This is a genomic window from Desulfomicrobium orale DSM 12838, assembly GCF_001553625.1.
Classification (GTDB): Bacteria; Desulfobacterota; Desulfovibrionia; order Desulfovibrionales; family Desulfomicrobiaceae; genus Desulfomicrobium; species Desulfomicrobium orale.
Genome location: NZ_CP014230.1, coordinates 2,519,125 through 2,539,998, shown reverse-complemented (window position 1 = coordinate 2,539,998; position 20,874 = coordinate 2,519,125). Strand labels below are relative to the sequence as shown.

General features: G+C 59.8%; 19 protein-coding genes and 3 tRNA genes. 17 read left to right on the top strand and 5 right to left on the bottom strand.

Annotation, left to right across the window (positions count from 1 at the left end):
- Window positions 1–18: 18 nt before the first annotated feature.
- The 10 genes from AXF15_RS11895 to AXF15_RS11850 all read left to right on the top strand — a co-directional run bounded on the left by AXF15_RS11895 (window position 19) and on the right by AXF15_RS11850 (window position 10,924).
- Entirely contained in the window at window positions 19–1,287 is a 1,269-nt protein-coding gene (locus AXF15_RS11895) for a CgeB family protein (RefSeq protein WP_066608987.1), read from the top strand.
- 132 nt (window positions 1,288–1,419) lie between these two features.
- Window positions 1,420–2,061 (top strand): phosphatidylserine decarboxylase family protein, encoded by a 642-nt coding sequence (locus AXF15_RS11890; protein WP_066607811.1) that lies wholly within the window; start codon window positions 1,420–1,422, stop codon window positions 2,059–2,061.
- Window positions 2,062–2,075: 14 nt separating this feature from the next.
- Window positions 2,076–2,834, top strand: a complete 759-nt coding sequence (pssA, locus tag AXF15_RS11885) for a CDP-diacylglycerol--serine O-phosphatidyltransferase (RefSeq protein ID WP_066607808.1) — start codon at window positions 2,076–2,078, stop codon at window positions 2,832–2,834.
- A gap of 53 nt (window positions 2,835–2,887) precedes the next feature.
- Window positions 2,888–4,441, top strand: a complete 1,554-nt coding sequence (locus AXF15_RS11880) for a 2-isopropylmalate synthase (RefSeq protein ID WP_066607805.1) — start codon at window positions 2,888–2,890, stop codon at window positions 4,439–4,441.
- Window positions 4,426–5,688: a 3-isopropylmalate dehydratase large subunit gene (locus AXF15_RS11875; RefSeq protein WP_066607796.1), complete on the top strand. Its 1,263-nt coding sequence runs from the start codon at window positions 4,426–4,428 to the stop codon at window positions 5,686–5,688. Before AXF15_RS11880 ends, AXF15_RS11875 begins: the two co-directional genes overlap by 16 nt.
- A gap of 87 nt (window positions 5,689–5,775) precedes the next feature.
- The gene (locus AXF15_RS11870; RefSeq protein WP_066607792.1) at window positions 5,776–6,270 is read left to right on the top strand and encodes a 3-isopropylmalate dehydratase small subunit; all 495 of its coding nucleotides are present in this window, start codon (window positions 5,776–5,778) and stop codon (window positions 6,268–6,270) included.
- Between the two features lie 59 nt (window positions 6,271–6,329).
- Window positions 6,330–7,397, top strand: coding sequence for a 3-isopropylmalate dehydrogenase (gene leuB, locus AXF15_RS11865; protein ID WP_066608985.1), 1,068 nt, complete (start codon window positions 6,330–6,332; stop codon window positions 7,395–7,397).
- A gap of 116 nt (window positions 7,398–7,513) precedes the next feature.
- Window positions 7,514–8,233: a hypothetical protein gene (locus AXF15_RS11860; RefSeq protein ID WP_066607789.1), complete on the top strand. Its 720-nt coding sequence runs from the start codon at window positions 7,514–7,516 to the stop codon at window positions 8,231–8,233.
- A 6-nt stretch (window positions 8,234–8,239) separates the two neighbouring features.
- Entirely contained in the window at window positions 8,240–10,231 is a 1,992-nt protein-coding gene (locus tag AXF15_RS11855; RefSeq protein WP_066607787.1) for an elongation factor G, read from the top strand.
- 195 nt (window positions 10,232–10,426) lie between these two features.
- Window positions 10,427–10,924 (top strand): hypothetical protein, encoded by a 498-nt coding sequence (locus tag AXF15_RS11850; protein ID WP_066607784.1) that lies wholly within the window; start codon window positions 10,427–10,429, stop codon window positions 10,922–10,924.
- Here the strand turns inward: AXF15_RS11850 and AXF15_RS13720 are convergent.
- The 3 genes from AXF15_RS13720 to AXF15_RS13715 all read right to left on the bottom strand — a co-directional run bounded on the left by AXF15_RS13720 (window position 10,917) and on the right by AXF15_RS13715 (window position 13,168).
- Window positions 10,917–11,105 (bottom strand): transposase, encoded by a 189-nt coding sequence (locus tag AXF15_RS13720; RefSeq protein WP_083518027.1) that lies wholly within the window; start codon window positions 11,103–11,105, stop codon window positions 10,917–10,919. The two genes, AXF15_RS11850 and AXF15_RS13720, sit on opposite strands and share 8 nt — an antisense overlap.
- A gap of 63 nt (window positions 11,106–11,168) precedes the next feature.
- A complete protein-coding gene (locus tag AXF15_RS11845; RefSeq protein WP_236884781.1) occupies window positions 11,169–12,368 on the bottom strand; it encodes an IS4 family transposase in 1,200 nt (399 codons plus the stop codon).
- A 30-nt stretch (window positions 12,369–12,398) separates the two neighbouring features.
- A protein-coding gene (locus AXF15_RS13715) for an IS5 family transposase (protein WP_236884775.1) occupies window positions 12,399–13,168 on the bottom strand; the annotation gives its coding sequence in 2 pieces (ribosomal slippage) (window positions 12,399–12,835 and window positions 12,835–13,168; 771 coding nt in all).
- Window positions 13,169–13,274: 106 nt separating this feature from the next.
- Between AXF15_RS13715 and AXF15_RS11840 the strand changes: the two genes are divergently transcribed.
- Genes AXF15_RS11840 through AXF15_RS11830 form a run of 3 tightly spaced genes read left to right on the top strand, consistent with a single transcriptional unit; the run spans window position 13,275 to window position 15,832 of the window.
- Window positions 13,275–13,676, top strand: coding sequence for a DUF58 domain-containing protein (locus tag AXF15_RS11840; RefSeq protein ID WP_169793655.1), 402 nt, complete (start codon window positions 13,275–13,277; stop codon window positions 13,674–13,676).
- Window positions 13,673–15,601 carry a transglutaminase TgpA family protein gene (locus AXF15_RS11835; protein WP_066607295.1) on the top strand — a complete coding sequence of 643 codons (1,929 nt, stop codon included), beginning with the start codon at window positions 13,673–13,675 and terminating at the stop codon, window positions 15,599–15,601. Before AXF15_RS11840 ends, AXF15_RS11835 begins: the two co-directional genes overlap by 4 nt.
- 3 nt (window positions 15,602–15,604) lie before the next feature.
- The gene (locus AXF15_RS11830; RefSeq protein WP_066607292.1) at window positions 15,605–15,832 is read left to right on the top strand and encodes a hypothetical protein; all 228 of its coding nucleotides are present in this window, start codon (window positions 15,605–15,607) and stop codon (window positions 15,830–15,832) included.
- Window positions 15,833–16,030: 198 nt separating this feature from the next.
- On the opposite strand, the gene AXF15_RS11825 is transcribed toward AXF15_RS11830, so the two are convergent.
- Window positions 16,031–18,301, bottom strand: coding sequence for a phage holin family protein (locus AXF15_RS11825; protein ID WP_151192359.1), 2,271 nt, complete (start codon window positions 18,299–18,301; stop codon window positions 16,031–16,033).
- A 298-nt stretch (window positions 18,302–18,599) separates the two neighbouring features.
- Entirely contained in the window at window positions 18,600–18,962 is a 363-nt protein-coding gene (gene dksA, locus AXF15_RS11815; RefSeq protein WP_066607282.1) for an RNA polymerase-binding protein DksA, read from the bottom strand.
- Between the two features lie 174 nt (window positions 18,963–19,136).
- Here dksA and AXF15_RS11810 point away from each other — a divergent pair.
- The 4 genes from AXF15_RS11810 (at window position 19,137) to AXF15_RS11795 (ending at window position 20,786) form a co-directional block, all read left to right on the top strand.
- Window positions 19,137–19,211: transfer RNA gene (locus AXF15_RS11810), tRNA-Gly, on the top strand.
- Between the two features lie 5 nt (window positions 19,212–19,216).
- Window positions 19,217–19,291, top strand: a tRNA-Cys gene (locus AXF15_RS11805).
- 8 nt (window positions 19,292–19,299) lie between these two features.
- A tRNA-Gly gene (locus tag AXF15_RS11800) sits at window positions 19,300–19,374 on the top strand.
- A 212-nt stretch (window positions 19,375–19,586) separates the two neighbouring features.
- Window positions 19,587–20,786, top strand: a complete 1,200-nt coding sequence (locus AXF15_RS11795) for an IS4 family transposase (protein ID WP_236884767.1) — start codon at window positions 19,587–19,589, stop codon at window positions 20,784–20,786.
- The last annotated feature ends 88 nt before the right edge of the window (window positions 20,787–20,874 follow it).

Below are 20,874 nucleotides of genomic sequence, written 5' to 3'. Positions count from 1 at the left end.
ACGGGCGGGACCGGGACGATGGCGGACTCCAGACGGATTCTGATCGTTCTGCCCATGTACGGCGGCTCTCTGCCCATCGGCCGGTACTGCGGCAATGCCCTGCGCGGGCTGGGGCATCTGGTGGAATATTTCGAGGCCCCGGCCTTTTATTCCGTCTTTGAAGCCCTGAAGGGTCTGCGCGTGGGGCTGGACCGTCTGGATCATCTGGAAAACAGTTTTCTGCAGGTGGTCTCTCAGGCCGTACTGGCCAAGGTGGAAGCTTTTTCTCCGGACATGGTTCTGGCTCTGGCCCAGGCTCCGCTGTCCCGGCAGGCCCTGAAGCGTCTGCGGCGCGACGGCGTGCCCACGGCCATGTGGTTTGTAGAGGATCACGAACTTTTCACCTACTGGAAGGCGTTCGCTCCTCTGTACGATGTTTTCGCCGTGATCCAGAAGGGGAATTTCCCGGACAAGCTGGCAGCCGTGGGGCAGTCCAATTCGCTGTATCTGCCTCTGGCGGCCGACCCTTCCGTGCACCGTCCCCTGGATCTCACGGATGGGGAGCGCACCCGCTACGGGAGCGAACTGTCTTTTGTGGGCGCGGGCTATCCCAACCGCCGCCTGGCTTTCCGGCAGCTCGCGCGTTACGATCTGCGCATCTGGGGCAACGACTGGGACGAAGAAATGGTGCTGGCCGGCCACCTTCAGCGCGGCGGGGAGCGCATTGAGACGGACGAAGTGGTGCGGATTTTCAATGCTTCGTCCATCAACATCAATCTGCACTCTTCCGTGCGGCCGGGCGCGCTGGTGGGCGACGGGGATTTCGTCAACCCGCGCACCTTCGAGCTGGCCGCCTGCGGAGCCTTTCAGCTGGTGGACCGCAGAAGCCTCATGGACGGACTCTTCGGGCCGGACGAGCTGGTTCTGTTCGAGGACATGGACGGTCTGCTGGCCGCCATCGAGCACTACCGTTTCCGGCCGGAGCTGCGGGCCGAGGCGGCCGCCCGGAGCCGGGCGCGGGTGCTGGCCGAACACACCTACACCCACCGCATGACGGCGCTTTTGGAACACATGGCCCCGCTCATGGCCGCTCCCCGTTCTTCGTCCTGGCCGGAAGAAATTCCGGAAGAACTGCGCGGCGAACTGGACGCGCTGCTGCTGAAGCTCGGCCTCTCGCCGTCGGTGCCTTTTGCGGATCTGGTCTGGGCCGTGCGGGCCCAGAACGGCCCTCTGGACCGTCTGGAGACGGCCATCCTGTTTCTCGATGAATGGAAGAAGCAATATTCCGGGGAGCGGCCGGGAAAATAGTCCTTGCATGAGAAAATGCCAGCTTCCGGAAGCCGCTTCACCTCCGACGGCGCGTCAAGGACGCGTGGCCGCGAAGGCCCCGGTGTCTGCGGCGGTCTTGTCCCATCCACATTCAAACCGTAAGGAGCGACCATGCACAAGCCGAGCATCGGCCTGTCTCTTGAGGGCATGCCTTTTATTTTTCTGACCACCGTGGCCACCCTGACTTTTGCCCTGATCGGGTGCTGGCCCATGGCTGTCCTTTTACTGGCTGTCCTTTTTCTGGTGCTCAACTTTTTTCGCGACCCCGAGCGCGTGGTTCCCCAGAACGCGGGCGCGGCTGTTTCTCCGGCCGACGGCAGGATCATCAAGATCGAGCCCATGTCTGATCCCCTGACCGGCGAGGAACGCACGGCCGTATGCGTGTTCATGAACGTCTTCAACGTGCATGTGAACCGCATGCCCGTAGCCGGACGCATCGCCCGGATTTCCTATTTCGGCGGGAAGTTTCTGAATGCTTCCTTCGACAAGGCATCCACGGACAACGAGCGCAACGCCATGCTGATCGAGGACCGCGACGGCAAGCAGTGGACCATGGTCCAGATCGCGGGGCTCATCGCACGGCGGATCATCTGCTGGGGTGAGGAAGGGGACGAACTGGCGCGCGGGCAGCGTTTCGGCCTGATCAAGTTCGGCTCCAGAGTTGACCTGTATCTTCCCGCTGGCTATGCGCCAGCTGTCCGCATCGGAGAAAAGGTTTTCGCCGGACAGACCATCCTGGCCCGCAAACAGTAACCAGGCACCGCGCAATGGAACTGCCCAAACCCAGACACCGGGGTTATTATCTTCTGCCCAACATGATGACCATGGCCAGCCTGCTGTCGGGCTTTCTGGGCATGCTGTGGTCCATTGACGGGCGTTTCGAGATGGCGGCCCTGGCCGTCATAGTCAGCTGCGTTTTTGACGGACTGGACGGCAAACTGGCCCGGCTGACCAATTCCGCCTCGGATTTCGGCGTGCAGCTTGATTCCCTGGCCGATCTGGTGGCTTTCGGTGCGGCTCCGGCCCTCATGATCTACCAGTGGCAGACGCACGCCTTCGGCCGCCTGGGCATCATGGCCTCGTTTCTGGTCATTGCCTGCGGAGCCCTCCGCCTGGCCAGATTCAATGTCCAGACGGGCAAGATCAGCAAGAAATTCTTCATCGGCCTGCCCATTCCCGCCGCGGCCTGCACCCTGGCCTCTTTTGTCTTCTTCTCCTCCTACATTCCGGAGAACATGGCCGTGTGGCTGCCCGGCGTTACGCTGGCCCTGGCTTTCCTCGTTTCCATCCTGATGGTCAGCAACGTGCGTTACGCATCCTTCAAGGATGGAGAAATGCTCCGTGCGCACCGTTTCAGCGCCACGGTCACGGCGTTGCTGCTGTTCGTGCTGGTGGCCTCGGAGCCCAAGCTGCTCGGTTTTCTCTTTTTCGTCGGCTACATCTTTTCCGGCCTGTTCCACACCTACTTCATCCTTCCCCTGCGAGGGCGGTCCCTGCTCCGGGATTCTTCCCAGAAAATGCCGTAGACCTTCCAGCGTCCTTTTTCCCGGGCAATATTGTAACTTTTCTGGAATCGATTATGGTTTCGGAAAGCGGAGAAAATATGGACAAGGTGTTCTTCTTCGACACCACATTGCGGGATGGCGAGCAGTCTCCGGGCGCAACCATGAACCGCAACGAGAAAATCCGTCTGGCCCGGCAGCTGGAAATTCTCGGCGTGGACGTCATCGAGGCCGGGTTCCCGGCCGCCAGCCAGGGAGATTTCGAATCCGTCCGCGATATCGCCGGCACCGTGAAGAACTGTCAGGTGGCGGCCCTGTGCCGGGCCCTGCCCGAAGACATCGACCGCGCCTGGGAGGCTGTCCGGCACAATCCTCATGGCCGCCTGCATACCTTTGTAGCCACCTCGGACATTCACATGCGCCACAAGCTGCGCAAAAAGCCTCATCAGGTGCTGGAGATGGCCGAGGCCGCCGTCCGTTACGCCGCCGCCAGAACCTCCAACGTGGAATTCTCCGCCGAGGACGCTTCCCGCTCGGACCGCGACTTTCTGCGCCGCGTTCTGGAACGGGCCATTGCCGCCGGGGCGACCACCGTGAATATTCCCGATACCGTGGGCTACACTCAGCCCCAGGAGTTCGCGGAACTCATCGCCTATCTGCTGGAAAACGTGGAAGGCAGCCACAAGGTCGTATTTTCCGTGCACTGTCATAACGATCTGGGCCTGGGCACGGCCAATACTCTGGCCGCCCTCAAAGCCGGGGCGCGCCAGGCGGAGGTGACTCTGACCGGCGTCGGCGAGCGGGCGGGCAACGCGGCACTGGAAGAGGTGGTCATGGCCTTGGAGGTCCGCCGGGATTTTTACCGGCTGGCCTCCGGCATCAGAAAAGAGCAGCTTTTTCCATCCGGCAGGCTCCTTTCCCTGATCATCGGACAGCCCATCCCGCCCTGCAAGCCCATCATCGGCGTCAACGCCTTTGCTCACGAATCGGGCATCCACCAGGACGGCATGCTGAAGAACCGTCAGACCTACGAAATCATGACGCCGCAGTCTGTGGGCCGTCAGGACGAGGATATGGTGCTGGGCAAGCATTCCGGCCGGGCGGCCCTGGTCAGGCGTCTGGAGGACCTGGGCTACCGTCTGGAAGCCGGTCAGGTGGACATCGTGTTCGCGGCCATGAAGAAACTGGCCGACCGCAAGAAGGAAATTTTCGTGGAAGATCTGGAGGCCGTGATTCTGGAAGAAATCTTCCGCATCCCCGACAAGTACCGGCTGGAGTACCTGAGCGCCGTCAGCGGTAACATGGCCATCCCTAACGCGGTCATCAAAATGTATGTGGACGGGGAGGAGCGGGTCATTTCCGATTTCGGCACCGGCCCAGTGGACGCCGTGTTCAATACCATCGCCAGGGTGGTGGGGCGGCGGCCGAAGCTCATCCGCTACGCGGTCAACGCCATCACCGGCGGTACCGATGCCCAGGGCGAAGTGACCGTCAAGATAGAGGAAAACGGAAAGACTTCCGTGGGCCGGGCTTCCGATGCGGACATCATCCAGGCCAGCGCCAAGGCTTACCTGAACGCCCTGAACCGTCTGGCCAAGAAAGAGGAAGAGAACGCATGCGCCAGACTCTAGCCCGGAAAATTCTGCAACGGCATACGGAGGAGGCCGTCACTGCCGACGGCCAGATCGTGCGCTGCCGGGTGTCTCTGGTGCTGGCCAACGATATCACCGCTCCTCTGGCCATCAAATCTCTGCGCGAGATGGGCGCCGTGCGGGTGTTCGACCCGGAGCGCGTGGCGCTGGTCTGTGACCATTTCACGCCCAACAAGGATATAGATTCCGCCGAGCAGGTCCGGCTGGTGCGCGAGTTTGCCCGCGAAATGGACATTGTCCATTATTACGAGGGCGGCGATTCCGGCGTGGAGCACGCCATACTGCCGGAGTACGGGCTGGTGGGGCCGGGGGATATCATCGTCGGCGCGGACAGTCATACCTGCACCTACGGCGGTCTGAGCGCTTTCGCCACGGGACTCGGCAGCACCGACATCGCGGCGGCCATGGCCCTGGGGGAAACCTGGTTCAGGGTCCCGGAGACCATCCGCGTCAATTTCACGGGCAGACTGCCCGAATATGTGGGCGGCAAGGATCTGATTCTTCTGACCATCGGCGAAATCGGCGTGGCCGGGGCGCTGTACAGGGCTTTGGAATTCGGCGGAGAGGCCGTCGACGCCTTGGATGTGGAAGGGCGCATGACCATGGCCAACATGGCCATCGAGGCCGGAGCCAAGGCCGGGCTTTTCTCCGCCGACATAAAAACTCTGGATTATTGCCGGAGCCATGGACGGACGGGAGACACTCTGCTGGCCGCCGACGAGGGCGCGGCCTATGTCCGGGAACTGGCCTTCGATGTGAATGGTCTGCCGCCGCTGGTGGCCTGTCCGCATCTGCCGGACAATGTGCGGCCCGTGGACGAGGTGTCCGGCGTGCGTGTGGACCAGGTGGTCATCGGATCGTGCACCAACGGCCGCATCGGCGACCTGCGCGAAGCGGCACGGGTCATCCGGGGGCGCAAGGTGGCGAAAGGCGTGCGCCTCATCGTCATTCCCGCTTCTCCGGGCGCGTATTCCCAAGCCATGGACGAGGGGCTTCTGCGCATTTTTCTGGACGCCGGGGCCATCATCGGCCCACCCACATGCGGACCGTGTCTGGGCGGGCACATGGGTATCCTGGCCGGCGGCGAGCGGTGTCTGTCCACTACCAACCGCAATTTCCGGGGCCGGATGGGCAGTCTGGACGCGGAAGTGTATCTGGCCGGTCCGGCCGTGGCCGCGGCTACCGCCGTGACGGGCTGTATCACTCACCCGATGAAACTCGGATGATGTCCGGGCCGGGCGGCTTGGCCCCTGTGGTAGCCGGCTGCCGGAGCGGTTTTCCCCAGCGTGCCGGGAGAGTTACGGAGATCGATCATGATTTTTCAGGGCAGAAGCCACCTGGTGGGCGATCACATCGACACGGACGCCATCATTCCGGCCAGATTTCTGGTCACGACCGATCCGGCGGAGCTGGGCAAAAAATGTTTCGAGGGGCTGGAACCGGGATGGGTCAGGCGCGTGCAGCCGGGCGGCATTCTGGTGGCCGGGGAAAACTTCGGCTGTGGATCGTCCCGTGAACACGCGCCGCTGGCCATTCTGGGCGCGGGCATCCCGGTGGTGCTGGCCAGAAGCTACGCGCGGATATTTTATCGCAACGCCTTCAACATGGGGTTGCTGCTGCTGGAGCTTGGCGCGGATATAAGCCGCATCGGCGATGGCGATGAACTGTGCATCGACGTTTCCGGCGGAATCATTGAAAATTTGGGCACAGGAGAGCGTATCGCCTTTGCTCCGGTCCCGGAGTTCATGATGGACATGCTGTCCGGAGGAGGGCTTGTGGCCTATGTGCGGCGCAGACTGTCCGGTTGACTTTGTATGGAGGACTGTCTGCTGTTCGGTCGTTTTTCGATAAGGATAGTGTTGTGAACATGCGCATCTGCATCATCCCCGGAGACGGTATCGGACCGGAGATTATGACTCAGGCCGTGGCCGTGCTGGAGAAAACGGCCCGTAAATTCGGCCATGACGTGACCACGGAAACCGCTCTGCTGGGCGGAGCGGCCATCGACGCCACGGGCGACCCTCTGCCCGCATCCACCATTGCCGCCTGCAAGGCCACCGATGCCGTGCTCCTGGGAGCCGTGGGCGGGCCCGAATGGGACACTCTGGATCCGGCCGTCCGTCCGGAGCGGGGTTTGCTCGGCATCCGCAAGGCTCTGGGGCTCTTCGCCAACCTGCGGCCGGCGATTCTTTTTCCCGAGTTGGCCGGAGCCTCATGCCTGCGGCCGGACATCACGGCCCGGGGCATCGACCTGCTGGTGGTGCGTGAGCTCACTGGAGGTATATATTTCGGCGAGCCGCGCGGGGAAAGGATGGCGCAGGGCGGACGGGCCGTCTTCAACACGATGGTCTACGCCGAGCCGGAAATCGAACGTGTCGTGCGCGTGGCCTGCGGCATCGCCCGCAAGCGGCGGGGCAGGCTGTGCTCCGTGGACAAGGCCAACGTGCTGGACGTGTCCCGGCTGTGGCGGGAAGTGGCCATCCGCACGGCGGCCGGATATCCGGACGTGGAGCTGTCGCACATGTATGTGGACAATGCGGCCATGCAGCTCATCCGCGATCCGGCACAGTTCGATGTGCTGGTCACGGGAAATCTTTTCGGTGACATCCTGTCCGACGAGGCGGCCGCCATCACCGGCTCCATCGGCATGTTGCCTTCGGCTTCGCTGGGTGAAGGCGGGCCGTCCCTGTTCGAACCCGTGCACGGTTCGGCTCCGGACATCGCGGGCCGCGACCTGGCCAATCCTCTGGGCATGATTCTGTCCGCAGCCATGATGTTCCGTCATGCCTTCAGACTGGAAGAAGAAGCCTCATGCATCGAAAGTGCGGTCCGGTCCGTGCTGGCCAGGGGGTTCCGCACCGGCGACATTTTCACAGGGCAGGGCAGGAAGGTCGGCTGTGCGGAAATGGGTGCGCTGGTGGCGGCGGAACTGTGAGTGCGGAGGCGGCAGATTTTTTCGCGGGGCTCTGCCCCGCACCCCGCCAGGGATTCGTCCCTGGACCCGTTCAAATTATGTGTAGTTTTGAAGATCAAGCCTTGCAATAAAATAATATGATTGAAGAAGAACTGACCCGGTACGGTTTTGCCCCCGATATCGGCGATGAGCGTCTGGGCGAAGCTTATGAGCATTGTCCGGCCGTCCAGAAGTCCATCATCAAGAACGCCGTGGCCTTTGCCTATGCGCTGGCCCAGACCGGCATCGAGCCGGTGTCCGAGTGCCGCCGCTTCGGCCACGTGGAGCGCCAGGTGTGCAGTGAGCCTCTGGACTGGGCGTTTTTCGCCGTGGATCAGCGCCGCTTTCCGCCCACAGCTATTTTTTCGGCGATGGTGCAGGCTCTGGTGGCGAAAGTCGGCGTACTGGTCGCATATATTGACGGGCCGGTGACGGAGCCGCTTCTTTTTGGTTTCGATCTGCTGTCCGTGGATCAGCTCTTCACGCGTGATCCGCAGGGCGCTCTGAACGTGCTGGCCGCTTCGGGCCGTGGAGTGGCTGTCGATCTGGCCGGAACCGGACTTGATTTTCCCCTCGTCCTGCGTCCGGATCCGGCCCGGTACGGTGTGGCCGTGCGGCTGCCCGAATCCGAATATGCCTCGGCTTATGCTCAGGTTACCGCCCAGACCGCACCGCAGCCCCATTCCCATCCGTACATCGTCTATGGCGGCGAAGCCGGGGACGCTCCGGTGGTCATGGACGAGAAGTTTCTGGGCTGCTGGCCGTGGGATGTGCTCACGCCGGAAGCCTTCCGGCATACCTCCGTACTGTTCCGCTGAATCGCCATGAAAAAACGCGTCAGTTTTCGCAATATAGGCATCATCGCCCACATCGACGCGGGCAAGACCACCCTGACCGAACGCCTGCTTTTCTACGCCCGGAAGATTCACAGGCTGGGCGAGGTCCATGACGGCAACGCCACCATGGACTATCTTGAGGAAGAGCAGAAGCGGGGCATTACCATCACTTCGGCCTGCACCACCATCGAGTGGCGGGACTGCCGTATCAACATCATCGACACGCCGGGACACGTGGATTTCAACGTGGAGGTGGAGCGCGCCCTGCGCGTGTGCGACGGCGCGGTGATGGTCTTCTGCGCCGTGAACGGCATCGAATCCCAGAGCGAGACCGTATGGCGGCAGGCCGAGAAGTATCATCTCCCCAAGCTGGTGTTTGTGAACAAGATCGACCGCCCTGGCGCGGATTATCAGGCCGTGACGGCGGATATGGCCGCCCGTTTCGGCGTGACGCCGCTGCCGCTGACCGTGCCTGTTCCCGGCGTGGAGGAAGGAGCGGTACTCGACGTACTGCGCGGCCGCATGCTGGTTTTCGATCCCGGTGATCAGGGCGAGACCGTACGGGAGGAGGATGCTCCGGACCGGGATTATCTGGCCGCCCGGCGCATGGCCTGCATCGAGGCTCTGGCCGAGCTCGATGACGCGATCATGGAAAAATATCTGGCCGAAGAAGAACCCGGCATGGATGAGCTGCTGTCCGCCGTGCGCCGGGTCACCCTTTCCGGCCGGGGAGTGCCTGTCTATTGCGGCAGCGCTCTCAGGAACACGGGCGTGCAGCCCCTCATGGACGGGGTGGCGCGGTTTCTGCCCGCCCCGGACGAGTCCTTTTCCCATGCGGCGGTCCAGGAGCGCCTGCGGGACGCGGAGGTGGCCGGAGACAGATTTGTGGGCTTCGTGTTCAAGGTGCTGTTCGAAGGCGCGCACAAAAAGAATTTTCTGCGGGTCTATGGCGGCCGGATCGGCGAGAACAGCGCAGTGTACAACTCCCGGCTGGGCGGATTCGAAAAGATCCACAAACTCTATACGGTGCACGCCAACCGCCACGAACCCGTCGCCGAGGCGGGAGCGGGAGAGATCGTTCTGGCTACCGGACTCAGGGATTGCCGCACCGGGGACACGCTTTTCTCCGGCAAGTCCGCCTTGCAGCTGGAAAATATCGATGTGCTCCAGCCTGTTCTGAACGTGGCGCTGGTGCCGGGCAGCGCCAGCGATACGGAAAAGCTTCAGATGCTGCTTGAAAGATATGCAGTGGAAGATCCCACGCTGCGTTCTTTCACGGATCAGGAAACGGACCAGCTCATTGTGTCCGGCCTGGGGGAGCTGCATCTGGAAGTGGTGCTGGAGCGGCTGCGGCGGGAAAGCGGCGTGCCTTTCCGCCACGGCAATCCGCAGGTCATCTTCATGGAGACGGTGCGGGAGGCGGCTTCGGGCGAGGGCGTCTGTTCCCGGATGATCGGCGATCAGCGCCATGGCGGGCTGGTCCGGGTTTCGGTGCACCCGGCCCGGCGCGGGGAAGGCAGTGCCGTGACGACGGAACTGCCTGAGGGCGCGCAGACCGCGGTTGCCGTGCGCGCTGCCGAGGATGCCCTGCAAGCCGGAGTGGGCGGGTGCGTCATGACCGACACCCGCGTCCGCGTGGAATCTGTGGAGCCTTTCGAGGGCGGCCTGACGGAACTCGGGGTGCGCATGGCCGCTCTGGATGCCATGCAGCGGGCCCTGTCGGCAGCTTCGCCTGTCCGCCTTGAACCCATCATGAGTGTGGAGTTGCGCACACCCGCCGAATATGTCGGCGAATGCGTGAATCTTCTGGGCATCAAGAACGCGCGCATTCTGGATGTGCGTTCTTCGGAGGGCGGATCGGAAATCATGGCCCTGGCTCCCATGCGCCAGCTCTTCGGCTTCGCCACGGAACTGCGCTCCCGGACCAAGGGCAAGGCCTTCTACTCTCTGACTTTCAGTCGCTACGACACGGAAAACTAGCCTGTGCCGTTATTTTGTGATGCGCTCCGCGTGTCCCTATCTGGTCCAAAATGCATTTTGGCATTTGAAGAGCGCCGCGGCGTTGCCTCCAGATATGCCGGAAGAGAGTGTTGTTTTTGTCTGCGGCGTCGGATGCATCGAAGTTGGGACAAATTTATTGCCGGTACGGCCGGGGCCTTTTGAATACATTGCATAATGAAGAATCCGTTTCAGAACCGGCGACCGGTATCGCTGCCCGTATCTCTGACCCGGCGGCGCATTTACATTCTGCCGACCCGTTCGGGGATGGTGTTTGTTTTTTTTCTGCTGGCCATGCTGGTGGCGGCCATCAACTACACCAACAATCTGGCCTTTCTGCTGACTTTCCTGCTGGGGAGCATGGCCCTTGTCTCGGCCGTTCACACCTACGCCAACATGGCCGGGCTGCGTGTGGAGGATGTGCGCCTGCTTCCGGCCTTTTGCGGCGAGGAAGCCCGGCTGCGGATTCTCTTCCGGGCCGGGGGACGGCCGCGCGGGATGCTGACCGCCCGGGTCGGGGCCGCATCCATCCGTTTTTCTCTGGAGGCCCTCGGTGAAAGCGATGTTTCCCTGCATCTGCCGGCTCTCAAGCGGGGCCGTCTGCCCCTGGGGCGGCTGACCATCAGCACTCGTTATCCGCTGGGGCTGTTTAGGGTGTGTTTGCAAACTATTTGATCCAAATCATTGAAGCTGCCAGGTAAACGAAAGAAAGAAAAGTCTGGGCAAGCTTTTCATAACGTGTTGCCACTCTGCGGTACTCTTTGATTTTACTGAAAAAGCATTCAACAAGGTGCCGTTCCTTATAAAGATGCCGATCATACCGACGAGGTGTTTTACGATTTGAGCGTGGAGGAATAACTACGGTACAGCCTCTTGCTTCAAGAAGTTGAACTAACGGCTCGCTGTCATTGCTGTCCGGCTAAGCGATGTAATCTAACAGTGTGAAGTTATATGAATTATCGAATTTTCGTCGTCTGGGATTCAGGAGTTCATCCAAGGAGGCCTCGCCGAGCAGGTTGAGTTGAATGAGCTGGAAGAGTTGCTGTACGGAGAGTCCGAGACGGCTGAGGAATTTCTGGTACGCGAGGAGCAGGTAAACCGTCAGGGCCGTGTAAATCTGGATCAGAACCGCATTTTCCGAGTTGCCGACGAAGGTCTTTATGCGCAAATTTTGTTTGATTTCCTTGAAGAAGAGCTCGATTTGCCAGCGGTCTTTATAGATGTCGGCGATGGTTTTCGCCGAAAGCCGGAAATGGTTGGTCAAAAATTCGTAGTGTTTCCCGGTTTCCTGGTCACGATAGCCGATACGGCGCAGGCGTAAGGATTTTCCCCGGCTGGAGACTTCAATGATGTGATCGGAAGTAACGCCGGTCTTGCGATTCACGAGGCGGCGCTCCAGGAGTTTGAAAACGGCGTTGCGCTTGAGCCGGGTCACAAAAAAGACGCCCTTTGCCCCGAGGAACCGAAACCAGGGATAGCTGGTGAAGCCCTTGTCAAAGACCACGATGGAGCCCCTGGGCAACTCCATAGCCTGAGCTATGCGGCTTTCATGGGTTTTGGCGTCGGTGACGGTTGCGAAAGCCGGGATATGGCCATCGTGATCCAGCAAGGTATGTACTTTGACGCCGCCCTTGGCCTGCCGAAACGAGGCCCAGGGAAAAAGCGGCAGGCAAAGCTTTATGGTGGTGGCGTCCAGACTGAACAATTTGGATTTGAAACGGAATTTGTGCTTCGGGGCTTTTGCGGCGCACAGGCCGTACATCTCGGCGAACAGATCCTTGAAAAAGCCTACGGGGCGAGAATTGTTCGCGTCAGCAAAGGTCGAGCGGGCCACGTTTTTCAGTCCCCAGTGATACAGGCGGTTTCCCGCAGCCTCAAGGCAGCGCAGGCCATCGCGCATGGAACGTCTTGCGGCAAGCTGGATGAAGGCCATGACCGTGAACTGCTCCTTGAAACCGAATTGACGCGACGAGCGCCCGGTTTTGTGCCGTCTTTCGAGTTTCTGAAAAACATGTCTGGGAATCAGAGATAGCGTCTGGGAGAATAGTGTATTATGGTGACTCAAGTCCAAAATCTCCTTGTGTGGCAAGATGTTGTGGTGATTTCTTTTACCACACATCGCTGAGATTTTGGACTCTTTTCTTATCCCTTAGCCGGACAGCAATGATTTGATCCAAATCATTGAAGCTGCCAGGTAAACGAAAGAAAGAAAAGTCTGGGCAAGCTTTTCATAACGTGTTGCCACTCTGCGGTACTCTTTGATTTTACTGAAAAAGCATTCAACAAGGTGCCGTTCCTTATAAAGATGCCGATCATACCGACGAGGTGTTTTACGATTTGAGCGTGGAGGAATAACTACGGTACAGCCTCTTGCTTCAAGAAGTTGAACTAACGGCTCGCTGTCATACCCTTTATCGGCAATGACAGTGCAATCACGAACCCCTTCAAGTAATTGTGGTGCAACACTGATATCCGCGCATTCACCTCCTGTAAGGAAAAACGATACAGGATTGCCGAGCGCGTCTACCTGTGCATGCAGCTTGGAGGTAAAACCTCCACGACTGCGGCCCAGAGCTTGTCTGTGCTGCCCCCTTTTGCGCCAGCCGAATGTTTGTGGGCATGGATGTACGTACCGTCAATCATTACCGCTTCGAGATCGGGGTCAGACGCCAGAGCGAGAAAGACTGCTTTCCAGGATCCTTTTATCTGCCAACGCCGAAAGCGGGAATACACGGCATTCCATGACCCATACTCTTTCGGCAGGGCCCTCCAGGGAGCCCCGGTGCGCAGCAGCCAGATGATTGCATTTATGAATGTTCGTTTATCTTTGGCCGGACGGCCGCCTTTGGGCGAACCCTCAAGCGGCAGAACGGGCTCAAGCCGTTGCCAGGTTTCATCGGAAATATCGGTATAACACATGTCCAAAAGCTACACCAAACCACGCTGGTTATAAAGTTTGCAAACACACCCTAGGGCCTGGAGTCCCCTTCAGCTGTCCGTGTCCGGGCTGGTGTATCCGAAACCGTTGCCTCCGGATCTCCGGATCCGGCAGTTGCTGGGTGGACAGGGTGATGAAGGGCTTGGCGGGGCGGCGGATTCGTCCGGCGAGGTATCGGAAATCCGGCCGTATCAGCCCGGCGATCATCTTTCCCGCATTTCCTGGAAGGCGTCGGCGCGCGGCATGGGACTCTTCTCCAAGGAGTTTCAGGTCAGAGCGGCGCGCACCGTCTTTCTCGACTGGAACGCCCTGGCCGGATTCGGCTACGAGGAGCGCATCAGCCGTCTGGCCGGTCTGGTGCTGGAAGCCGAACGGGAAGGCCGCCGCTACGCGCTGCGTTTGCCCGGCGGGGACATTGCTCCCGGTGCGGGCGCGGTTCATGCACATACCTGCATGGAAGCGCTGGCTCTGATGCCGGAGGAATCATGAACGGCATCACGGGTTGCGACCGCGGCCGTTTCCGGGCCGTACTGGCTGCCGCGGCCATCGCTTTTGCTCCTCATCTGTTCCACATTTCTCCGTTCGTCAGCGTATTTCTCTTTTCGGCCTGGGGCTATGCACTGGGCATGCAGTTCCGCTCCTGGCCCACGCCGCCCAGATGGCTGCTGGTCGTGCTGGCCCTGTATTGTCTGGGTATGGTGTTCAGCGCATACGGGCGGTCTTTCGGCGAGGACGCGGGTGTGACCCTGCTTATGCTCATGCTCGGGCTCAAGGCGGTGGAGAGCAAATCTCTGCGGGATGTGCTGGCCCTTTCCTTTTTGTCCTATTTCGTGGTGGTGACCAACGTACTTTACTCCGAGTCACTGCCCATGACCGCCTACATGTTCTTCTCCGTGGCGGCCGTTACCGGAGCCCTGGCCTATCTGCATTCCGGAGACGTCTCGCCCTGCCCGGCCCTGCGCCGCGGCATGAAGATACTGCTTCAGGCCCTGCCTCTGGCCATCTTTCTTTTCATCTTTTTCCCGCGTCTTCAGGGTGTGCTGTGGGGAGTTTACAACGACAGGGGCAAGGGGGTGAGCGGCTTCAGCGACACGCTGGATCCCGGTTCCGTGAGCGATCTGGCCCTGTCCGGCGAAGTGGCCTTCCGGGTGGACTTTGCGGGTCCCGTGCCGCCTGTGGAAACCCTGTACTGGCGCGGCCAGGTGCTGGACAGTTTTGATGGCCGGGTGTGGTCGCGGAAACGGCCTTTCCGGCCGGTGGAGTCCGTACCCGGAAACAAGGGAAGCGAGTACACGGTCACCCTTGAGCCGCACAGCGGGAAATGGATTTTCGCTCTGGACCTGCCTGCGCCCGTTTCCCGCCGGGGCATCACGCTCGGCGAAGGCCAGGTGCTGGAGGCCCAGATCCCTCTGCGGTTCAGGGTGCGTTACACCATGGCTGTGGCACCCGGACCGGACCGTTCGGCGCCGCCCGGAGCGTGGGCCGTGAAACTGCCCGGCGGCAATCCGCGCAGCCGGGATCTGGCCCGGCAGTGGGCCGGAAAACCGGCGCGGGAAGCCGTCGGGGCATTTCTGCGTCTGCTGCGTGAGGGGGGCTTTTCCTACACCCTGAGCCCCGGAGCGACGGGAGAAAACGACATCGTCGATCATTTTCTTTTCGCGTCCCGCACAGGGTACTGCGAGCACTACGCCTCGGCCATGGCCTTTGTGATGCGCGCGGCGGGCGTACCGGCCCGCATCGTGGTGGGGTATCAGGGTGGCGAGGTCAATCCCATGGGCGGGTACCTGCTGGTCCGCCAGTCCGAGGCCCATGCGTGGGTCGAGGTATGGATGGATGGCGGCTGGGAACGGGTGGACCCCACCTCCGTCATCGCGCCGCAGCGCCTGACCGGCGGGTCCGGACAGTTTGCACCCCGGGCGGAGGGTTTGCTCCCGGCCGGAGGCGTGAAGATGTTTTCCCGTGTGTTCCGTTTTTTCCGTCTGGGGTGGGACGCGGCCAACAACTCCTGGAATCAGTGGATGCTCGGATTCAACTACGAGCGGCAGCGCGGCCTGTGGGAACGGCTGGGTCTTTCTTCCGGCGGCATGGGACGCGTGATTGCAGCCGTGGCTCTGGGATTCGGAATTTTTCTGTCCGCTGTGACCTGGAATTCTCTGCGGCGTCCGGCCTTCAGGCGGGACAGAGCGCGGGAGCTGTATCTGCGATTTCTGGCCGCGTGCGCTGCTCTGGGTGTACCGGCACATCGAAGCGACGGTCCGTTGACTCATCTGGCCCGCTTTACGGCGCGGCATCCTCATCTGGCTGAAGCGGCGGAACCTGTGGTGCGGGAATATGTGGCCCTGCGCTATGCCGGAGCGGAGCGCGGTGAGGACCAACTGGAGGAGCTGGTGCGGGCTTTTACGCGGAGGAAGTGAGCGGTGAAAAAAGAAGACAGCCTTGTGCCTGTGAAAGAAAATGACCAGAAAGAGCATTCGGCGACGCGGGTCGAAGAAGACTACCAGCGGGCCAAGAGATACTTTTGGGAGTCATTCTCCCAGGCACTGAAGACCAATGCCGCTTTGCTGACGGTGCTGGGTCTGTTCGTAGCGCGCGGCCTGCGGTATGCTTGGGAGGCCGTAAGCCGCTATTTTCCATGGAGGAGATAAATCGGGCTTGGTAAGAGAGCTGAATGCAGCATTTTCGGGAAGTGGGGGCACATTCAAAAAGATATTGGAGCGTAAATAGACATGAGAATCCCTGGCTCCATTAAGTATGCTTCAAACAAAAATTGGTTACGCATTCCACACCCAAAAGCGACAACATTCAAATTTGAAACGGCCCGGATCATCCGGGCCGTTTCAGTTTTACTGTGCAGCTGGTTTTTCCTCCGGAGCGGCCGGTGTGGCGGGTTCGGGAGCTGCCTTTTCCGCAGCCGGCTGCGCGGGCTTTTCCTCGGGCTGGGGAGCCGGTTCCTGAGTCTGTACGGATGACTTCAGCTTCTCGCTCAACTGCTGGATATATCCCTTGTCCCAGGCCAGACTCAGGATCACGATCAGGATGATCAGCGCCACCCAGCGCTTCCAGGGCGTTCTCTTTTCGGCGAAGGGATCGCGCAGGGAACGTTCGGCCCCCGGAGGCAGTGCGGCCACCTTGGTCAACGTGGTTCCAAAAGGAATATTGATTTTGGCCTTGCTGTTCACGGCCCATCCTCCGGCATCGAGAATGGGGCCTAGGTTCCGCTGCCGCAGCTTCATGTAGGCGATGAGCATGGACGGCCCGGAAATGACCAGCAGTATTCCTCCTACGGCCAGCGGCATCTGCCACAGCGCCAGGGAGAGAAATCCGCTCAGTACGGCGGCCAGGGCCGTGCCGATCGCCCCCAGAGCGAGGCCGATGGCGGCGAAAATACCGGCGAACTTGCCCACATCGAAGGGCGCGGGAGCCTTGCCCGGTTCGGCTGCCGGAGCGCCCAGGGTCGCCACCTTGGCACCGGCGCTTTCCTCCACCGCCTTGTCCTTGGCCGCGGCGAATTTTTCGATCTGTTCGCCGATCATGCGGCCCGCTCGTTTGTATGGCGACCAGAACGCCTGTCGCACGCTGATGGGATGTTCGATGAGTTTGATGATGGTGGCATCCCAGTCATTGCCGTTTCTGTCGTAGAAGATGCCGTTGCGGCCCACCATCAGGTTGTCGGAGTCGCCGTTGGTGAAGGCCGCGGCGATGGTCATCTGCTCCTCGCTGTTGCGTCTCCGGCATTGGCAGTAAACCAGGTACGTCCGGCTCAGAGTGGCCAGAACCTGGTGCGCATCCATGTCGTCCACCCGTACGCACAGTTCGCAGGCCCGGCCGTCCAGATACAGGGTCCCCGCCTGGAAGATGGCTTTGCGCTTCTGCGAGTAGAAGTCGTAGAATGTGACGAAATTGTTCAGGAGGATCATCAGGTCGCGGGTGAAGTAGGTCAGCCGGGCCACCTTGTCGAAGCTGTCCACCTGTTCGCTCAGCTCCAGATCCCTGGCAATGAGGGCTTCCAGCTCCATGCGGGCCGGGCTGGAAAGAATGGATTGCAGGCGCTCCAGTCCGATCCCTTCCACTCTGGTTCCGGCTTTTTCCGCCAGCCAGGCCTCGTGGTCGGCGAAAGCCGCCTTGACCTGTTGCCACTGTTCGATACCCAGATATTCCTCATCGCCGAACATGGGGATGAGCGCCATTTCTCTCAGAACGCCCATGAGGGCTTCCCAGGCGGGGTTCAGTCCGGTTTTCAGGGGCAGGGTCCGGGTCATCTTGACCTTGGCCAGCGGGAAGCGGGCCAGATCGTCAGTGGTTCCAAGCTCCTGAGCCGCCAGGGTTTCGTATGTGCCCAGAGACGGGTTGAGCGGCTCTTCGGCTCTGGAATCGAAAGCGGCCAGTCCGCAACGGGTGAAAAAGTCGTCGATTTTGGGGCGCAGGGCGAAAAATGCTTCGGCCGCAGCCGGAGTGTTGTCTCCGAAGGGCAGAACGCTTTCAGCCCTGAGCCGGGCTTCATGCCGCCACGCAACATATTGGGCGGCTTCATCGAAAAACGCGGCGGCCTGCTCCGAGGAAATGCCTTCCTGTCCGCTGCGGTCCATGACCGTACCCATGGTGGACATCACTTCCTCGATCAGGATTTTCAGCTCGGGATTGTCCGCGCTGGCCGGAATGACCACGCCATCTCCATTCAGCAGGGAGTTCTGGAGAAGCTCCTGTGTGCTGTCCAAGTCCTCGATGGTGATCCGCATGGCGTCGGGTTTGTCCAGATACTTCAGGATATGGCGGGCCGAAGCCAGCAGGGCGCGGCCTTCGGGATGGGAGTCGTCGATGTCGGCCAGAGACAGATAGGAATGTCCGGCAATGAGGCCGTCCATGTTTTTGAGCGCGGAGGCGGTCCATCTTACGGCTTCCAGAACTTCGGGAACCCGGACACGGCCGTCGTCGTCAGTGTCGAGCATGGTCAGAGTGCGCGGATCGAATTCCAGGCCGTGAACCGGACAGCTCAGGGCCGCCCAGAGTTTCTGGTCCAGCTCGTCCAGGTGAAGCAGATCCTGGGCCGTTTCGAGCCTGACCTGGTCAAATCCGCCAATGCGGAAAAAACGCCAATGATGAGAGGAAGGGGGCATGGACATGTCTCCTTGCGCACGGACTTCCGGCAAATGCGCGGCTGCGGTTCGGCCGGGACGGATGCGGGGCATCCGGCTTCCAGAATATTGGCTTGGAAAACAGAATCATCTTCCGATGGATTTTGGCCCGGTCATGTTCCCGGTGGAACCGGAAGCATGTGCAATAAGATACCAAAGAGACCGTCTGGTGGCAAATGAGGGACAGCAAAAAGGCTTTCTGAAAGATGTCTGTCCGGCGGGCCGGACAAAAAAGCGCGCCCCGGTTGGAGTGCGCCTGTAAAAAGATGTCTGTCGCGTCCTAGTCGCCGCGCAGCCGTTCTTCCTCTTCCCGGCGGCTTTTGCATTCGATGCACAGCGTCGTCACAGGCCGGGCCTTGAGGCGCGGAATGCCGATGTCTCCCCCGCAGTCTTCGCACACGCCGAAAGAACCATCGTCTATCCTGTCCAGTGCCTCGTTGATTTTCTTGACCAGTTTCCTGTCCCGGTCCCGCAGGCGCAGGGTGAAGGTCCGGTCCGACTCGGCGGAAGCTCTGTCGGCGGGGTCGGAGTAATACTCCACATTTTCCGACATATCTTCGATGGTCGCCTCGCCTTGCCGCTGAATATCGTCGATCATCTGTGTGAGGTATTCTCTGAAGAACTCAAGGTCTTTGGCTTCCATACATGTCCTCCTTCGGGCCTTGTTCGTTCGAGTGTGGCTTTCTATGCGGTGCCTGGAAAAAAGTAAAGGCTTGATGCGGATTTCCGCGCATGTTCGCATCACCCCGGATGAAGGGCAGAGTATTTTTTTGATTGACAGTCGGTGTAGGTCTTTATAGACACAGCTTCCTGTTGAGCGGGAGTAACTCAGTGGTAGAGTGCAACCTTGCCAAGGTTGAAGTCGCGGGTTCAAATCCCGTTTCCCGCTCCACAAAAGGCGGCATAGCCAAGTGGTAAGGCAGAGGTCTGCAAAACCTCCATTCTCCAGTTCAAATCTGGATGCCGCCTCCAGCATCAATGCGGGAGTAACTCAGTGGTAGAGTGCAACCTTGCCAAGGTTGAAGTCGCGGGTTCAAATCCCGTTTCCCGCTCCAGATATCAAAACAGTCGAGCCCGGTTCAATCCATGTGGATTGTTCGGGCTCGATTGAGTTTCGGGCCTTACTCTCCGTCCCGTCTTCAGTTGATTCGCCTGATCCATCACTCGGATTCACCATCTATATCTTTGCCTCTCGGAGAGCCCTCGCAGAGATGTCGGCTCATTGCTGTCCGGCTAAGGGATAAGAAAAGAGTCCAAAATCTCAGCGATGTGTGGTAAAAGAAATCACCACAACATCTTGCCACACAAGGAGATTCTGGACTTGAGTCACCATAATACACTATTCTCCCAGACGCTATCTCTGATTCCCAGACATGTTTTTCAGAAACTCGAAAGACGGCACAAAACCGGGCGCTCGTCGCGTCAATTCGGTTTCAAGGAGCAGTTCACGGTCATGGCCTTCATCCAGCTTGCCGCAAGACGTTCCATGCGCGATGGCCTGCGCTGCCTTGAGGCTGCGGGAAACCGCCTGTATCACTGGGGACTGAAAAACGTGGCCCGCTCGACCTTTGCTGACGCGAACAATTCTCGCCCCGTAGGCTTTTTCAAGGATCTGTTCGCCGAGATGTACGGCCTGTGCGCCGCAAAAGCCCCGAAGCACAAATTCCGTTTCAAATCCAAATTGTTCAGTCTGGACGCCACCACCATAAAGCTTTGCCTGTCGCTTTTTCCCTGGGCCTCGTTTCGGCAGGCCAAGGGCGGCGTCAAAGTACATACCTTGCTGGATCACGATGGCCATATCCCGGCTTTCGCAACCGTCACCGACGCCAAAACCCATGAAAGCCGCATAGCTCAGGCTATGGAGTTGCCCAGGGGCTCCATCGTGGTCTTTGACAAGGGCTTCATCAGCTATCCCTGGTTTCGGATCCTCGGGGCAAAGGGTGTCTTTTTTGTGACCCGGCTCAAGCGCAACGCCGTTTTCAAACTCCTGGAGCGCCGCCTCGTGAATCGCAAGACCGGCGTTACTTCCGATCACATCATTGAAGTCTCCAGCCGGGGAAAATCCTTACGCTTGCGCCGTATCGGCTATCGTGACCAGGAAACCGGGAAACACTACGAATTTTTGACCAACCATTTCCGGCTTTCGGCGAAAACCATCGCCGACATCTATAAAGACCGCTGGCAAATCGAGCTCTTCTTCAAGGAAATCAAACAAAATTTGCGCATAAAGACCTTCGTCGGCAACTCGGAAAATGCGGTTCTGATCCAGATTTACACGGCCCTGACGGTTTACCTGCTCCTCGCGTACCAGAAATTCCTCAGCCGTCTCGGACTCTCCGTACAGCAACTCTTCCAGCTCATTCAACTCAACCTGCTCGGCGAGGCCTCCTTGGATGAACTCCTGAATCCCAGACGACGAAAATTCGATAATTCATATAACTTCACACTGTTAGATTACATCGCTTAGCCGGACAGCAATGATGTCGGCTTTACTTCCCGGCATTTTGGTCGAGAGCCTTGAGTATTAGGGCGCCAATCCGCTCTGGAAAGTCATT

What these genes read in the sequence shown, in the direction of transcription:
- AXF15_RS11845 (WP_236884781.1), bottom strand. Translation starts at nt 12,368, where the DNA reads ATGTGTGGTAAAAGAAATCACCACAACATCTTGCCACACAAGGAGATT.
- AXF15_RS11890 (WP_066607811.1), top strand. Translation starts at nt 1,420, where the DNA reads ATGCACAAGCCGAGCATCGGCCTGTCTCTTGAGGGCATGCCTTTTATT.
- pssA (WP_066607808.1), top strand. Translation starts at nt 2,076, where the DNA reads ATGGAACTGCCCAAACCCAGACACCGGGGTTATTATCTTCTGCCCAAC.
- AXF15_RS11870 (WP_066607792.1), top strand. Translation starts at nt 5,776, where the DNA reads ATGATTTTTCAGGGCAGAAGCCACCTGGTGGGCGATCACATCGACACG.
- AXF15_RS11880 (WP_066607805.1), top strand. Translation starts at nt 2,888, where the DNA reads ATGGTTTCGGAAAGCGGAGAAAATATGGACAAGGTGTTCTTCTTCGAC.
- AXF15_RS11825 (WP_151192359.1), bottom strand. Translation starts at nt 18,301, where the DNA reads ATGCCCCCTTCCTCTCATCATTGGCGTTTTTTCCGCATTGGCGGATTT.
- AXF15_RS11835 (WP_066607295.1), top strand. Translation starts at nt 13,673, where the DNA reads ATGAACGGCATCACGGGTTGCGACCGCGGCCGTTTCCGGGCCGTACTG.
- AXF15_RS11860 (WP_066607789.1), top strand. Translation starts at nt 7,514, where the DNA reads ATGATTGAAGAAGAACTGACCCGGTACGGTTTTGCCCCCGATATCGGC.
- AXF15_RS11855 (WP_066607787.1), top strand. Translation starts at nt 8,240, where the DNA reads ATGAAAAAACGCGTCAGTTTTCGCAATATAGGCATCATCGCCCACATC.
- dksA (WP_066607282.1), bottom strand. Translation starts at nt 18,962, where the DNA reads ATGGAAGCCAAAGACCTTGAGTTCTTCAGAGAATACCTCACACAGATG.
- AXF15_RS11850 (WP_066607784.1), top strand. Translation starts at nt 10,427, where the DNA reads ATGAAGAATCCGTTTCAGAACCGGCGACCGGTATCGCTGCCCGTATCT.
- AXF15_RS11795 (WP_236884767.1), top strand. Translation starts at nt 19,587, where the DNA reads ATGTGTGGTAAAAGAAATCACCACAACATCTTGCCACACAAGGAGATT.
- AXF15_RS11875 (WP_066607796.1), top strand. Translation starts at nt 4,426, where the DNA reads ATGCGCCAGACTCTAGCCCGGAAAATTCTGCAACGGCATACGGAGGAG.
- AXF15_RS11895 (WP_066608987.1), top strand. Translation starts at nt 19, where the DNA reads ATGGCGGACTCCAGACGGATTCTGATCGTTCTGCCCATGTACGGCGGC.
- leuB (WP_066608985.1), top strand. Translation starts at nt 6,330, where the DNA reads ATGCGCATCTGCATCATCCCCGGAGACGGTATCGGACCGGAGATTATG.